The organism is Deltaproteobacteria bacterium, from assembly GCA_016178705.1.
Lineage (GTDB): Bacteria > Desulfobacterota > Binatia > HRBIN30 > JACQVA1 > JACOST01.
Genome location: JACOST010000018.1, coordinates 37,582 through 51,996, shown reverse-complemented (window position 1 = coordinate 51,996; position 14,415 = coordinate 37,582). Strand labels below are relative to the sequence as shown.

General features: G+C 64.1%; 12 protein-coding genes. 7 read left to right on the top strand and 5 right to left on the bottom strand.

Annotated features, from left to right (window positions below; all coding sequences use genetic code 11):
- Positions 1 to 4 precede the first annotated feature (4 nt).
- From HYR72_13685 to HYR72_13675, 3 genes are all read right to left on the bottom strand, one after another.
- Positions 5 to 2,593: a PAS domain-containing protein gene (locus HYR72_13685; protein MBI1816026.1), complete on the bottom strand. Its 2,589-nt coding sequence runs from the start codon at positions 2,591 to 2,593 to the stop codon at positions 5 to 7.
- A gap of 155 nt (positions 2,594 to 2,748) precedes the next feature.
- Positions 2,749 to 3,207, bottom strand: a complete 459-nt coding sequence (locus tag HYR72_13680) for a response regulator (GenBank protein ID MBI1816025.1) — start codon at positions 3,205 to 3,207, stop codon at positions 2,749 to 2,751.
- Positions 3,204 to 4,787, bottom strand: a complete 1,584-nt coding sequence (locus HYR72_13675; GenBank protein MBI1816024.1) for a response regulator — start codon at positions 4,785 to 4,787, stop codon at positions 3,204 to 3,206. Before HYR72_13675 ends, HYR72_13680 begins: the two co-directional genes overlap by 4 nt.
- A gap of 242 nt (positions 4,788 to 5,029) precedes the next feature.
- Here HYR72_13675 and HYR72_13670 point away from each other — a divergent pair, with 242 nt between their 5' ends.
- From HYR72_13670 to HYR72_13640, 7 genes are all read left to right on the top strand, one after another.
- Positions 5,030 to 6,439, top strand: coding sequence for an alkaline phosphatase family protein (locus tag HYR72_13670; protein ID MBI1816023.1), 1,410 nt, complete (start codon positions 5,030 to 5,032; stop codon positions 6,437 to 6,439).
- 62 nt (positions 6,440 to 6,501) lie between these two features.
- Positions 6,502 to 6,714 (top strand): dodecin domain-containing protein, encoded by a 213-nt coding sequence (locus tag HYR72_13665; protein ID MBI1816022.1) that lies wholly within the window; start codon positions 6,502 to 6,504, stop codon positions 6,712 to 6,714.
- Positions 6,715 to 6,744: 30 nt separating this feature from the next.
- Positions 6,745 to 7,722 carry an MBL fold metallo-hydrolase gene (locus tag HYR72_13660; GenBank protein MBI1816021.1) on the top strand — a complete coding sequence of 326 codons (978 nt, stop codon included), beginning with the start codon at positions 6,745 to 6,747 and terminating at the stop codon, positions 7,720 to 7,722.
- Positions 7,723 to 8,034: 312 nt separating this feature from the next.
- Positions 8,035 to 8,283, top strand: a complete 249-nt coding sequence (locus HYR72_13655) for a hypothetical protein (GenBank protein MBI1816020.1) — start codon at positions 8,035 to 8,037, stop codon at positions 8,281 to 8,283.
- Between the two features lie 41 nt (positions 8,284 to 8,324).
- The gene (locus HYR72_13650) at positions 8,325 to 8,534 is read left to right on the top strand and encodes a YgiT-type zinc finger protein (protein MBI1816019.1); all 210 of its coding nucleotides are present in this window, start codon (positions 8,325 to 8,327) and stop codon (positions 8,532 to 8,534) included.
- Positions 8,535 to 8,709: 175 nt separating this feature from the next.
- Positions 8,710 to 9,111 carry a hypothetical protein gene (locus HYR72_13645; protein MBI1816018.1) on the top strand — a complete coding sequence of 134 codons (402 nt, stop codon included), beginning with the start codon at positions 8,710 to 8,712 and terminating at the stop codon, positions 9,109 to 9,111.
- A 64-nt stretch (positions 9,112 to 9,175) separates the two neighbouring features.
- The gene (locus HYR72_13640; GenBank protein ID MBI1816017.1) at positions 9,176 to 9,604 is read left to right on the top strand and encodes a hypothetical protein; all 429 of its coding nucleotides are present in this window, start codon (positions 9,176 to 9,178) and stop codon (positions 9,602 to 9,604) included.
- Positions 9,605 to 9,692: 88 nt separating this feature from the next.
- On the opposite strand, the gene HYR72_13635 is transcribed toward HYR72_13640, so the two are convergent.
- A complete protein-coding gene (locus tag HYR72_13635) occupies positions 9,693 to 10,664 on the bottom strand; it encodes a TIGR03560 family F420-dependent LLM class oxidoreductase (GenBank protein MBI1816016.1) in 972 nt (323 codons plus the stop codon).
- 187 nt (positions 10,665 to 10,851) lie between these two features.
- A complete protein-coding gene (locus HYR72_13630) occupies positions 10,852 to 14,385 on the bottom strand; it encodes a hypothetical protein (protein ID MBI1816015.1) in 3,534 nt (1,177 codons plus the stop codon).
- Positions 14,386 to 14,415: the final 30 nt, after the last annotated feature.

Sequence of the window (14,415 nt, the reverse complement as noted above, 5' to 3'; positions counted from 1 at the left end):
AGACTCAGTTCGGAGCTAGCGTGCGCTCGCGGGTGAGTTGACGGGCCGCGCCGGCGGCGCTGTAGGTGCGCGGAATCCACACGCGGAAACACGAGCCGCGACCGGGTTCGCTCTCCAACGTCACGTTACCGCCGAGCAAGTCGAGTAGTCGTCGTACGATGTAGAGACCGAGACCGACTCCACCGGCCCCGCGTGCGTGCGCGCTGTCCGCCTGCCGAAAGGGTTCGAATATGAACGGCTGGATGGCAGGCTCGATGCCAATCCCGGTGTCACTCACGGCGATCTCTACACCATCCTCACGGCGTTGCGTCGTGATAGTCACGGATCCAGCGTCGGTGAATTTCAGGGCGTTCACAACCAGGTTCTTCACGATCACTCGCAGCTTGAGCGGATCGCTCACCACGTTGGGGAGATCGGGGGCGCTTACCCACTCAAAATTGACGCCGGGCTTGACGCGCACCACACGCGTCTCCGCGTCGAGTTCCTCGATCAATTGCTCAAGGCGCACCGGGCGAAGGTCGAGCGGCACCCGGCCCGCTTCGAGCCGGCTCAGATCGAGGGTCGTGTTGACCAAATCGAGCAACTCGTGAGAGCGCTGGCGAATGCGCTGCAAGGTCTCAGCCTGCGCCTCGGTCAAGTGGCCGAACATTTCGTCGAGCAACAGATCATTGTAGCCGATGATGACATGCAGCGGACTGCGCAGCTCGTGCGACATGGTCGCGACGAAGTCAGCCTTGAGGCGATTGGCATGTTCGAGCGCTGCCACCAGGTGGACGTTCTCCAGCGCGAGCGAGGCCAGATGCGCGATGCCGCGGCTGATCCGCTCCTGTCGAAGGCTGAAGGGATCGGTGCGATCACGATATTCGGCGGTCAGAATCCCGATGACCTCGTCGCCCCGACGCAACGCTACGTGCAACGTGCGGCTGGCTCGCGGCACCGCGGGTGGTAGGAGGTCGGACCGCTCGGCGGCGGTCTGCACGAAGCCATCGTGTTCCAGCCGATCCAACAGGGGCGCGATCACCGACCGCGGTACTTTCACCAGGCGCAGCGACTCCCAATCTTCCGACGTGTAGCCATAGGCCGAGGCCGCGCTGAACACACCCGCCTCGGGCTCCCAGATGAGCGCGTGACTGTAGTCACAGGCGAGCACCTCGGTGGTCAGCCGGCACAGCCGCTCTTGCACCACCGGTGCGCTCAGCGAGGAGATCAACTCGCGGCCGACCCGTGCTAACGCCCCGGCGACTTCCGCCTCGTCTTGCTGCGCGCGGTACAATTCCGAGGCCTCGATGGCCACGGCCAACTGTCGCCCGATGCTCTCACACAACTGCACTTGGTCGGGGGTGAAGCGCCGGCCGCTGGTCTGGGTGAACGCCACCAAAGAACCCAGCATCCGCCCGCGGACGTGCAGCGGCACCGCCACCAAGGCCGCGAGATGAAAGCGCTCGTAGATCGTGGCTGGCAGCCAAGGCTGCTCACGGAAATCATTGATCACAATCGTTTGCCCGCCAGTCAGCCGCCCGCCGAACAACTCGCCGTACGAGAACTTCAGTGCCGTCGCCGCAGGGATGAGGTCGGGCGGTACGCCGTGGTGGGAAACGATGCGGAAAGCTTGTTCACTCGGGTGAAAGTAGAACGTGGCGACGGTCTCGCACGGCAGGATTTCCGCGGTCCGCCGTTGCACACGATCCAGCAGCTCGTCGAGGTCGAGTGTGCCGGTAATATCGCGCGCCACTTCGAGCAGCACCGCCTTCTCTTCCTCGGCTCGACGCTGTTCGGTGACATCGATCAAGAAGCCAACCATGTGCAGAGCGCCCGTGCTGTCGGTCACGAAGTAGCCACGGTCCTCCACGCAGATGTAGCGGCCATCCTTGCGCCGCACGCGATATTCGAGTCGAAACGGTTCACGCGTCCGGCGCACGTGTGACACTTCGCGTTCGAAGCGCGCCAGATCATCTGGATGCGTCATACTGAGCGCGTCGTCCAACTGACGGGGTACGTCCGCGGGCGTGTAGCCGAGGATGCGCTCGTAGTCGCCGGCGAAGGTGACCTCGTTGGTGCCGGCGTTCCAATCGTAGAGGATGTGGCCGCTGGCCCTGACCGCTGCCTCGTAGCGGTCTTTCCACTCAGTCAATTCGGCGATGGAGCGCTTCAACTCCGTGATGTCCTGCGCCGCGCCGTAGATGCGTACCGTGCGGCGCGCGCCGTCGTTCCACACCGGACGGCAGTGATTGCGAATCCAACGCACCGCGCCCTGCTTGGTGACGATGCGAAACTCGGTGACGTCGGCGTGACCGGCGAGCAGCCGCTGATTCTGTAGCAGCGCGGGTGGCAGATCGTCGGGATGAACCAGTGCGCGCCAGCCCCCGCGGGCATCGAGATCGCCTTCGGCGTAGCCAGTGACGCGCCGAAACGCATCGGTCACCCACTCGCTTACCAGTCGTCCGTCCCGCTCCACACGAAACGCGTAGGCCCAGTCGGATGCCAACTCTGAGATCGCGCGGTAGCGTTCGTTGGCCACACTCGCGGCGGCGCGGCCGCGCCGCGGAGGCGGTGTTGCTGCGGCAGTGCGGCGTCGCTTGGGTTTGCGTATCACGTGTCCATCCACTGCCCCGCTTGTCTCATTCCGTTGCGGCCGGGGTCAATCAGCCCGTACCCTAAATCGGAACGTGCCCAACGTAAAGTGCAATATTGAAGCGAGCCGGCTTGCTGCGAGCCGACCTGAGATTGAATGAAGGAAGGGGTCGGGCGTTACGAACGTCGGTCGAGTTCGTCGGAGATCTGATTCACGTTCAACCAGTAGTGGGCTAGATCGCACACCGTTTCGCGAAACTTCCCGAACTCGACCGGCTTGCACACGTAGCTGCTCGCACCACTCTGCCACGCGGCGCGGATATCGTAGCTCTCGGTTGACGAGCTAAAGATGACGACAGGGAGTAGCGCGGTGCGGGCATCGGCGCGCAGGCGGCGCACGACTTCCAGGCCATCCATTTTGGGCAGCTTCAGATCGAGGAGCACGAACACCGGCAGTCGCTTGGGATCGTGGCCAGAATGCGCGCCGGTGGCGAAGAGAAAATCGAGCGCCTCGACACCGTCGCGCGCAATTTCGATGTCCACGTGCGCCGCGTCACTACGCTCGAACGCGCGCAACGTCAGCGCCGCATCGTCGGGACTATCTTCGACCAGCAGGATGAACCTGTCTGCCATCAGATGCCTCCGTGGGTCGCGGGGGACTCAAGGAGCCCATTGGTCGCACTATCCGGCGCGAGTGTAAAGGAAAACGTCGCCCCGCCCTCGGTGACGCCGTTCGTCCACACGCGCCCGCCGTGGCGCTGGATGATCCGCGCGACGGTGGCGAGGCCGATACCGGTCCCTTCGAATTCGGCGATGCCGTGCAGGCGTTGGAACGGCCGGAACAGCTTGTCGGCGTATGCCTCATCGAACCCGGCCCCATCGTCGCGCACGAAGTAGACCGGCGTGCCGCCGGTGTGAATGACGCCGAACTCGATGTGCGCGGCGGCGTGATGGCTGGTGAACTTCCATGCGTTGTTGAGCAGATGTCGGAGCGCGATGCCGAGCAGCTGAGGGTCGCCGAGCGCAACGACATCCGCCTCGATCTCGATGCAGACGCGGCGATCTGGCTGCGCTTGCTGCAACGACTGGACGGTCGCGCGGGCGAGTGCAGTCAGATTGACCGACTCGCGCTGCAAAGGTGCCCGCGTGACCCGTGAGAGGTTGAGCAGATCATCGATGAGGCGGCCCATCCGTTGGGCGGCGCCGCGGACGCGGCCTAGGTGCTCTCGACTCGGCGGGTCGAGTTGGTTCGCGTCGTCCAGCAGCACCGAGCTGAAGCCGTCGATGCCGCGCAACGGGGTGCGCAGATCGTGTGCGACCGAATAGCAGAAGGCTTCGAGTTCGGCGTTGCTGGCGGCGAGTTCGGCGGTGCGCTCGCGCACGCGTTGCTCCAGTCCCGCATTGAGGCGTCGAATCTCGTCGGCGGCGCGCTTGCGCTCGGTCACATCACGGAGGGTGATCACGATGGCCGCGCGCTGCCCCCACATGGTCGTCGTCGCCGTCAGGTCCATCGGACAGCGCGAACCATCCGCGCGGCGGAACTCCTGCTCCAAAAGGGTCGCCCCTTGCACTCGTACCTGGCGCAGGATCTCCTCCGCTGCGGCGCTCGAATCATCGGCGAGCAGCACGTGAATGGGTTGCCCCGTGAGTGCGTCCGGCTCGTGCAAGAGGGTCGCTTGCACGGCTCGGTTGGCGTTGAGGATGCTCAGGGTGACCGCATCGACGACGAAGATCGCATCGAGTGACTCGCGGAAAATGGTCTCGAACTTCTCCTGCGATTCGCGCACGGCGGTCTCGGCTGTGTGGCGCTCGCGTGCGTAGCGAATCGCGCGTCCGAGTAGATGCGCATCCATCTGGCCCTTGATGAGGAAATCCTGCGCGCCGGCGCGCACCGCTTGCAACGCCAACGCTTCATCGTCCGATCCGGTCAGGACGATGATTGGGAGCCGCGGCGCGGCCGCCCGCACCTGCGTAAAGGTTTCGAACCCCCAACTATCAGGCAAGCCGAGGTCGAGCAGGACGATGTCGATGTCGCCGATCGAGAGCCGTGCCAGCGCTTCCATGACCGAGGCCACGTAGGTGACCGCGATGGCGAGACGCGGGACGCGGCGCAGCATCGCACCGAAGAACCGCCGATCACCGGGGTTGTCCTCGATCATCAAGAGATTCAGGGATTCCGGCGCGGACTGCTCGGCCGGCACCTCGTTGGTTGCCACTGCACTCATTTCAGCCGTTAAGCAGAGCAATCCGCGTGCTGGGTCTCGAACGCAGACGTGTCAGCAATCGCGGGCAGAATATCATTGTGAGCGCACCGGCTTAGTGAGTGGCAGCTCCTCAGACGGGCGAGCACGGCCGATGTTACGCCATTGCCTCTTTCGTGCAGAGTGCCAGGTTCTTGCCGCCACAGACTTCATCGCCGCGGTACAACCCGCTAAGGTCGCGAGGCATGGAGGGCGAGATGCGAATCAGTCGAACGCGGTCGCTGGTCACCCTTGGCCTTGCCGTCGCGATGGCTTCCGCCGCGACCGCTGCTGAGTCCCGACACGTGTACATTCTCTTGATCGACGGCTGCGATGCCCGGCGTCTCACCGAGGAAACCACGCCGACACTGTGGGCGCTGAGTCACCCCGGGCCCCTGCGCGCGACGTCTTACTCCGCCGCGCGGGCGGCGATGCCATCAGTGACCAACACCAACCATGCGGCGATCATGACCGCGGCCTATAGCGCGGCGAACGGCATCGTCGGCAACTCGTTTTGGGACCGTGACCCGGCACACGCGCCGGTCAGTACCGAGTCGGCGCAATATCTCGAGGTCGAGACGTTGTTCACGGTAATTGAAAAGGAACGCCCCGCGCTCGTCACCGCCGGACTGTTCGGCAAGTCGAAACTCGTCAACCTATTCTCCGCTGTGCCCGATCAACAGCACGCGCCCGATATGTTGTGGGGCGATGCCGCGAGTGAAGCGGAGGCGATCGACGTGCGCGCCGGCTTTGCGTCGGATCAACGCACGATGGACGAGGTGGTGCGGACCATCGAGCAACGTCAGCCAGACTTCATGTTTGCCGCGCTGCCCGATGTCGACCGTACGTCGCACATTTTCGGGCCCGACTCCGTGCCTGCGCGCAAGGCGCTCAGCCAAGCGGACCGGCAAGTCGGGCGTCTGCTCACGTTCCTCCAACAGCAGGAGAGTTGGCCGCGGACGGTGCTGATGATTACGGCGGATCACGGCTTCGCCTCGGTTGAACCGAACCGCGCGGAAGGTCGCCCGTATCCGTTGGTGCTGTTCGGCCGTGAGTTACTGCGCGCCGGATTCACCGACCTGGTGCCGGTCGCCAACGGGGCGGTCGAGTCGATCGCGTTGGCCGGCGGCAGCCGCGACAAACTCAGCGACGCCGATGGCCAACGGATGGCCCAGGCTCGTGCGCTCGCGCTAGCGCAGCCGGAAGTGGCCGAGGCGTGGTACCGCGTTCCAAATCCGGCCGACGGCGGCAGCGAGTTCACCTTGGCGCACGCGCATCCCGATTGGCACCTCGAACATCCGCGCACCGGTGAGCTGATTCTGGTGGCCAAGCCGCACCATCACTTCGGCGACCCGTTCACGCCGCGCGTGGCGGGATTGCTCGGCAATCACGGCGGGCCGGACGAATCGCACATCCCCATCCTCATCACTGGCGGCGATCCGAGTGTCCGAGCGCAAGTGGTGGCCGACGACGGTGCGGTGCCGCAAGCCGCAAATCCCGACCTCGGCGCCACGGCCGCGTGGCTACTCGGCGTGCGCATGCCGCGCACGATCAAAGGCAAAGCTGTCCCCAAGGAACTCACGGGACGCGTCTTGCGCGAAGCATTCGAGCCGTCAGCCACGCCGTAACCACGCCGGCTGGCTTGACTGGTGCGGAGAGCTTCCATACGGTCGGCTGCGGGAGGTGCGTGATGGTCGAGAAGACGATTGAGTTGACCGGCGCATCGGCGAACAGCATCGAGGACGCCGTCAACATCGCGTTGGCGCGCGCGGCGGTGACCATCGACGGCATTCGCCACGTCCACGTCGACGACATCTCCGCTAGCGTCGAGGGCGGTACGGTCGCGCACTGGCGTGTGAAGATTCGCGTCACCTTCGCGGTCCAAGATCGCCTGCACGAGTAGGCCCCGCACTCTCGGCAATTCAAGCGACGTATGGAACCTAAAATCCGGGAAGTGTGGCCCGGCGTTTTCATCCTGCACTTGCCGTTGCCGATGCGGCCGACCATCGTCAACGTCTTCCTCTTGCACAGCGGCGGCGAGTGGGCGCTGATTGATACCGGAGTCAACAGCACCGACAGCATTCAGACCTTCGAAGAGGCGCTGCGCACGGTCGGCTGCCGGCCATCGCAGATCACCAAGCTGATCTGCACGCACCATCACCCGGATCACTTCGGGACGTCGAAGGCGTACAAGGAACTCACCGGCGCGAAGCTGTTCATGCATCGCGCGGAATACGAGCGCTCGCACATGTTCGCGCCGCACGAGCGGCCGGCTGATGCGGTCAAGTTCTTCGCCGCCTGTGGTATTCCGATCGAGCGCTTCGCCCACATTCCATCGCCGGCGGAATTTTGGTCCGGTCTGTACGTTACGACCGCGCCCGATGCGTTCATCGACGACGGCGACGTGATTCGCGTCGGCGACTTCGAAGTCGAAGTGATCTGGACGCCCGGGCACTCACCGGGTCACTGCGTGATGTACCTGCGCAAGGAAAAGCTGATGATCGTCGGCGATCACCTGCTGCCACGGATCACGCCGCACGTTGGCTACTTTCCCGGCAGTGCCGGCGATCCGCTCGGCGACTTCATCGCGTCACAACAGAAGGTACAGCGCTTCGACGTGAACCTCGTGCTGCCGGCCCACGGCGGCGTGTTCCCGGACCACCGCCACCGCGCCAATCAGATCATCCAGCACCACGAGTACCGCATGAAGGAGATGCTCGATTGCGTGCGCCACGCCCCGCACACCGGCTACGAAGTCGCCTGCCACGCCTTCGGGATGGATTTCAACAGCCCGCTGCAGGTGCAATTCCCGGCCACGTTCGAGACGCTCGCCCACCTCGAGCACCTCATCCACCGCGGCCACGTTACCAAGGACACCCGCGGCGATCGCGTGTACTACCGCGCGGCCTAGTGGCCGGTGCCTCGTCATCGACCTGGAATCCAAGCAATAGTCCGCGAAGGGCGAGACAGTTGGGGGCGATCGGTGAGCCTTGTCTATCTCGACGCCTTGGCAATTGTGATGTAGACGGACATCCGACGGACAACCGTGTCCTGAATGCGCGCGCTGTCCACGTGCCAATGCCGGAACTGGATGACGGAGTCCGATAGAAGGGGATGAGCGCATTCGATGCCAAGGATCGGTGATGATGCAGACCAGGCACGTCAAGTTCAGCGACTGGTGGCGTCAGGGTGCTATAGGGTGGGTCTCCACGCTGTGAGGCATATGGTGGAAGAAGGGTTCGACGAACGGCAGTTAGTGGAAGCGCTGAGTGGTAGGATCCGTGCGATCGAGGAGTATCCCGAGGAGCACCGGTGTCTGATGCTTGGACGCTTCCACTTCACGCCGACCACTTCTTCCGCTTTACATATTTTGTGCGATTTGAGCGACGGTAGCGTGCTGGACATCGTGACCGCCTATGTACCGCAACGTCCATGGTGGGTAACGCCCACGCAACGCGGGAGAAAGAAATGAATCGAACGCTCCATACCCCCTGCTCTGAGTGCGGAGGTTCCGTGAGAAAGCGGACGATCAAGCAAGAGTTCGAACGTGAAGGCATTCGCGTGTCGGTGGCGGGCATCCGTGCCCTGGTTTGCAACCGGTGTGGCGAGGTCTACTTCGCTCCGGGCGGCGCGCAAGCGCTGGTCGAAGCAGCAAACGGCCTCTTCGCCCTCGCGCGGCGCAACCGGCAATCGCGGGGCAGACTGTCCGCTGGCGTGTCCTGAGCAGCTTGGGGCATCCCCGTCTCGGGCATTGGTCTGCGGTCGGTCGATGGCTGGAGTCTCGGCAGTTTCGCTGCACCGGTACAGGCTGAAGTCCCACGCGACCTGAAAGACAGGGAGTAAAACGACTACAGTTTTTCGCGCATCGGTTCTCGGCTCGTTCGCCATCTATTGAACTATGGCTCAGTCGGTCGGACTACAGTGCGTCGTCGCCGCCCTCGTTATCTGGGGTGGTGGTGTGGGCGTGGTTTCGGCCACGGAACGTCGCACGATCGATTTGCGGCAAGGTAACAATCTCAAGATCATCTTCGACGCGGGGCTACGCCCGTGGCGGACTCGCGGGCTTGAAGACTCGAGCTGCGGCGTCTTTCACGAAGAGCCGTTGACTATCGTTCTCCCAAGCGGCGAGCAGATTGAAATCGACATTGAACGTGCACACTTCACCGTGCTTGCGGGCAACGCCCTAAACGCCGCAGATTTCTTCGGAGTGACAGAACCAGTATCGAGAGCCGTCGAGCGTGTCAGGAGTATCTGCGGAGCAGTCGGCCTATCCGACGAAGGCCTTGCGCATTGCGAGTGACCTTGGCGATCTGCCCGATCCGAACAAGAGATGGTTTCGGGCGGGGCGCGTAGCCGGAGTCGATGTGTCTGTGACCTTCTACCCGATGTGGTTCCGTGATCCGGTAGAGGCACAAGTGTGGGTGACGGTGCAGTGGGGACCCTTCGGCGAGCCGATGAAGTTTCTGACGGAGCCGATTCAGCCGCCCCCTGGTTACGAAGATGTATCGATGGACCCACCAACATTGGTCCCACTCCCGACAAGGACTAGCGGGCCGGCGCAGTCCCCGACGGAAGGGCCTGAAGGTGGGCGCGAGCCGCTTCCGCTCGCGACTTCGCCGCAGCCGCTGGCAACGGCGCATCTGCGAGCGGCGCTGCCGACCCAGCAACCCACGCGCGCACCCGTTTCTGACGAAGCGCCGGCAACTCGGGCATGGAAGTGGTTGGTCATCATCGGGGTTGGCCTGATCGCGGCGGCGGCATTGGGACTCCGCTGGTGGCAGAGGCTAGAATGAAGCGACTCGTGCGAGATCTGACGCGGGAATCGACGGGTTGAGCGATGGAGGTAGCGGTGGGCTGCCCCCGGGAGCCGTCGCGGCGCCTTTACAGCGTCGGTCGCACTTCCTTGGCGAAGCGTTCCATCTGTTTGCGGCTGACGGGATCGGCGAATGCGCAGATGATCGTACCGAGTCCAAGTTTGATCCACGGCTGCAGGCGCTCCGCTACTTCCGCGGGTGTGCCGAAGATGGCGCCGCGCTGTTCGTAGGTTTTGCGTAGCATCTCGACGGGAATCGTCTTCGGCACACGTTCTGAGAGTACCGCGTTGATGTCCCTGTGATCGTCGACGATCACGATCGGCAGCGATACCGTCAGTTCGATCTCGTCGGGGTTGCGTCCGACCTCCTTGCAGTGTTGGCGCAGGATGCCGAGCTTGCGCTGGTACTCGTCGAACGGCAGGTTGGCGTTCCACGCGTTGGCGTAGCGCGCCACGTGGCGCAACAGCACCTTCTCGCCACTGCCACCGATCAGGAGCGGAGGGTGTGGCTTCTGCAGCGGCTTCGGCTCGCAGATCGCGTCCTTCAATTGGTAGTGCTGACCGCTGAACGTGACGCGTTCTTCGGTCCACAGTCGCTTAAGTATCTGGCAGGCTTCTTTGAGCATGCGCAGCCGAGTGGCGATGGGCGGGAACTCGTAGCCGTAGGCGTCGTACTCTTCCGAATACCAACCCGCGCCGATGCCGACGTCGAGCCGGCCACCGGAGATGACATCGAGGCACGCCGTGATCTTCGCGAGGTGGGCCGGGTTGCGGTACGAGTTGCAAGTCACCATCTGACCCAGACGGATGGTCTTGGTGGCTGCGGCCAATGCCGTCAGTGTCGTGAAGGCTTCAAAGGTGGCCTCGACCGTCTTGAGCGGAAAGGTGTGAAAGTGATCGACGATCCACGCCGAGTCGAAGCCATGGGCTTCGGCGGCGAGCACGTTGGCGCGCGTCGTTGCCCACTTCTGCGCGGCCCCGTCGACCTTCGACAACTCCAGCAACCAACCGTTGGGAATCGAAACTCCGAAGCGTGGCATAGGATGGATCCCTTTCCGTTTCTGTTCTCGCCGACGTGTGCGTAATTCGATCTGAAGCTCGGAGAATCACGAAACCACGAAAGCTCGAAACCACAGGGGGGAAGATCTCTTTCGTGGTTTTCATTGTTTCGTGGTTTCGTGATCTCAGCCCCATTCATCGAACTTGAGAGGCAGGACGCTTTTGGAGCTACGACCCCGGCGTTTCGGTGGCCGTCTCGGTCGCCGTTTCAGTCATCGTCGGTGTCGTCGTCTCGGTTGCGGTCACGGTTGATGTCACGGTCGCGGTAGCGGTGACGGTCGGGGTGAGCGTGATCGTAGGCGTGCGCGAGATCGTCGCGGTGCGCGAGCGTGTCGGCGACAGGGTCACCGTTCCGGTCGCGGTGTGCGAGGGGACGTGAGTTCGTGTCACGGTCACTGTCGGCCGCCGGGTATTCGTGATCGTCGGCAACGGGCTCTCCGTCGGCGTGCGCGATGGCGACGGAGTCGGTGAGAACGTGGGTGTCTTCGACGGCACGCGCGTTCGGCTGGCCGTCTCCGTCGGGCGTATCGTCAATGTTGGCGACGCGGTGACGGTGCGCGTGGGCGGGCGGGTGAACGTCAGCGTTGGTGTCGCGGTGGGCGACAGCGTTGGCGTCTGAGTGGGCGTATTGCTTGGCGTGCGCGTTGATGTGGGCGACGGCGTCTCGGTCCGCGTGCGGCTGGGTACGCGGGTGTTGGTGAGGGTCTGCGACGGCGTGGCCGTCGGGGTGATGGTGGGCGTCCGCGTGTTGCTCGGTATCGGCGAATTCGTCGCCGTCGGCGTCAACGTCGGGGTCTTGGTGAACGTGGCAGTGGCGGTCTCGGTGCGCGTGCGCGTGGGCGGCACGGTCGGCGACGGCGAAAAGGTGCGAGTTGGAATACGCGTGTTGCTCGCCGTCGCCGTGACCGACGGAGTGCGCGTGTCCGTCGCGGTGAAAGTCGGCGAAGTGGTTGCGGTTGGCCGCAGGGTTCGCGTGCTGGTTGGCGGCGGGGTGTCGGTGATCGTCGGCGTGACCGACGGCGACGCGCTCGGTGTGCGCGAGGGCGAGCGAGTGACAGTGAGGGTCGCCGATGCGGTCGGCGACGGGGTTGTCGTGATCGAAGCGGTGCGCGTCGGAATCCGCGACGGCGACGGTGTGAACGTGTTGGTCGGCCGGCGCGTGTTGGAGGGCGTCTGCGTGCGCGTGGGAGTGCCGGTGTCGGTCGGCGACGCCGACGGCGTTGCTGTGCGTGTGAAGGTGCGCGTGGCGGTCGCCGTCCTTGTTACGGATGGCGTCGAGGTCGCGGTCGGAATACCGAGTCCCTGCGCTTGCAACGAGAACGACGCGACCACGTTACCGGTCGGACCGAGCACGGTTGCCACGGCGACGAAGTGACCGGTGCCCTTGGGTGCGAAGCTGAACACTACATGCAGCGTTTGGCCGCCGGTTAGCTGCACCGGCAGCGACGCCATTTGGCCGGCGGCGGGATTGGCGCACGGCGCTTCGAACGCGGTGAGCGCGAAACTACTGATCATGCCGCTCAAGGCAATGTTCGCGATGGTGCCAGCCTGACTGCACGAATCGCCCAAGAACACATCGGCAGTCGCGGTGCTGATGGTGCCGATGATGGTGCCGGGAAACATGATCGCCTGTACCGGCTTGGGCGTGGGCGACGGCGTCGGCGTCGGCCGCCGCGGCGCGATCGCGATTGACGAGGCGTAGACGTCGTTGACTTGATTCTTGTCGACGGTCCAAAACCCTTGCGCGCTGGTGAGCACGACGAGTCGACCGGCATCGGCGATGTCTTCTAACAGGCTGAGCCGCGCGATTTGGCCGAACACGCCGACGCTGGCGCGCTCGGTGGCGCCGCTGACTAGGTCTTGCACGAACACGTCGCGCAGAGCGTTGGTGTCGCCACTGATCCAGTTGGTCGCATCCGATTCGAATGCGAGGAGGCGACCGCTCGCGGTGATCGTCGCCAGCGGCGTAGTGCCATTCGGTTGAGTCGACTGCGCCGTCAGCACGCGTCGCAATGTCCCCGCGCAGCGATTGCGCACAAAGATGTCCGCAACACCATTGGTATCGCCACTCACCAGCGTCGCGCCTTCCGAGATGAACGCGACCTCACAGCCATCGGCGCTAATGGTGGCGCCGTAACTGCGCCCGCCCGACGATGTGCCAACCAGCGGGCGGCTCAGGTGTTCCAGTTGATGAGTGCTCAAGTCGATTGCGAACACGTCTGACGGCGAGTTGGCGTCGTCGTTGAGCAATGCGTCGCTCGTAAACACCAACACGTGACCCGCCTGATCGAAGGCGTGGGCTTTGAGCAGTTGCTTGCGGGGCGCGGTGGCCGGCGCCAGCAGATACAAGTTGGCTGCCAGCCAGCGGTTGCCGGTGGTCGAGGTGTCGCGCATGAATCCGCACTGGTCGGCGAACACATTCGAATCGCCTACCAGTAGGACATCACCCGCGAGTCCACCGGTCGCCAATTGCTGCGTCAGTGCTAGGCACTTCTGATTCGCGCCCGTCACTAGACAGCGCGGCGCTGCGGCGGCCGGCCACGAGGTCGATCCGTTGACGACCTGCACCGAGGCCGCGTCGGAAAACGTCACGCTCGTCACCGGATTCGGCGTCTGCGTCAGCGGGTCGGCCGCGATGTTGGTCACCGGCACCGACCCGCACGCGGTGGTGAACAAGTGATCGAGGTTCACGCGCACGCGGGTGTCGAGTCGCGTCAGCAGATCGTTCACCGTCGACGCGCCCGGCAGGCTGCTGTTTTCACCGAGCACGATCAGGCGCCCGCCGCCGTCGATGAACGCGCGCAACGCCGCCACCTGGGCGTCGCTGAAGAAGCTCGCGGGCGTGCCGTCGGTGGAGCCGGGCGAGATGATGAACACCAGGCGAAAGTCGCTGAGGTCGTTCGGAAAGTTGGCGGTCTCCAACACGTCGGCGCCGAGCATCTGATAGCGGTCGGTCAGGCTCGCATAGGTGTCGGGTTCCTGAATCACGCCGGCATTGCCGTGGTAGAGAAGGACGCGCATCGCGCGGATCGGCAACGGGCTCATGTCGGCCAAGCGATCGATCGTGCCGTGGCAGCGGTCGCGGACGAACAAATGGGTGCCGCCAGTGGCGGGCTCGTCGGTGAGATCGGTGGCTTCGGATACGAAGGCGACCAGACACCCGTCGGTACTCAGCACCGGATCGAAGCTCCGCCGATTGCCCGCGTGATTGGCGGGCGTGCGCGAGATCAGTTCCGTCGTGTTCGCGCAGCGATCGCGCAGATAGACGTCGCCCACGTTGTTGGTGTCGGTCACCGTGTCGTCGAAATTGTTCGCATCGGATTCGAACGCGACCACGCAGCCGTCGTCACTGATCGCTGGGCGCGTGCTGGCAGCGTTGCCCTGGCGTTGCGCTGGACCAATACTCGCGCGCTCAGTCACTCCAGCACAGCGATCGCGCACGTACACGTCAGTCGCCTGGTTGGAGTCATCGTTGGGGCTGGCGGTGAGCGCTGCCCGCGTGGTGAACGCGACCAGACAACCATCCGCGTTGGCCACGGCGCCCGGGCCGCTGCCACTCCCTGCGGGTTGTTCGGCCGAGGTTACGCCGATGCTCGAGGCATCGGGAACGAGTGCCGCAATCTTCGCCGGCGCGAATGCGACGCCGGTCAGAAGAAACAGAGTGAACCGCCACGACCACGACATCAATGGGTGGGACGGCACGCGTGGATGTCTCACGTCAAACCAGCAGAC

Coding starts and splice junctions, on each gene's coding strand:
- HYR72_13670 (MBI1816023.1), top strand. CDS start 5,030: ATGCGAATCAGTCGAACGCGGTCGCTGGTCACCCTTGGCCTTGCCGTC.
- HYR72_13665 (MBI1816022.1), top strand. CDS start 6,502: ATGGTCGAGAAGACGATTGAGTTGACCGGCGCATCGGCGAACAGCATC.
- HYR72_13660 (MBI1816021.1), top strand. CDS start 6,745: ATGGAACCTAAAATCCGGGAAGTGTGGCCCGGCGTTTTCATCCTGCAC.
- HYR72_13655 (MBI1816020.1), top strand. CDS start 8,035: ATGGTGGAAGAAGGGTTCGACGAACGGCAGTTAGTGGAAGCGCTGAGT.
- HYR72_13645 (MBI1816018.1), top strand. CDS start 8,710: ATGGCTCAGTCGGTCGGACTACAGTGCGTCGTCGCCGCCCTCGTTATC.
- HYR72_13635 (MBI1816016.1), bottom strand. CDS start 10,664: ATGCCACGCTTCGGAGTTTCGATTCCCAACGGTTGGTTGCTGGAGTTG.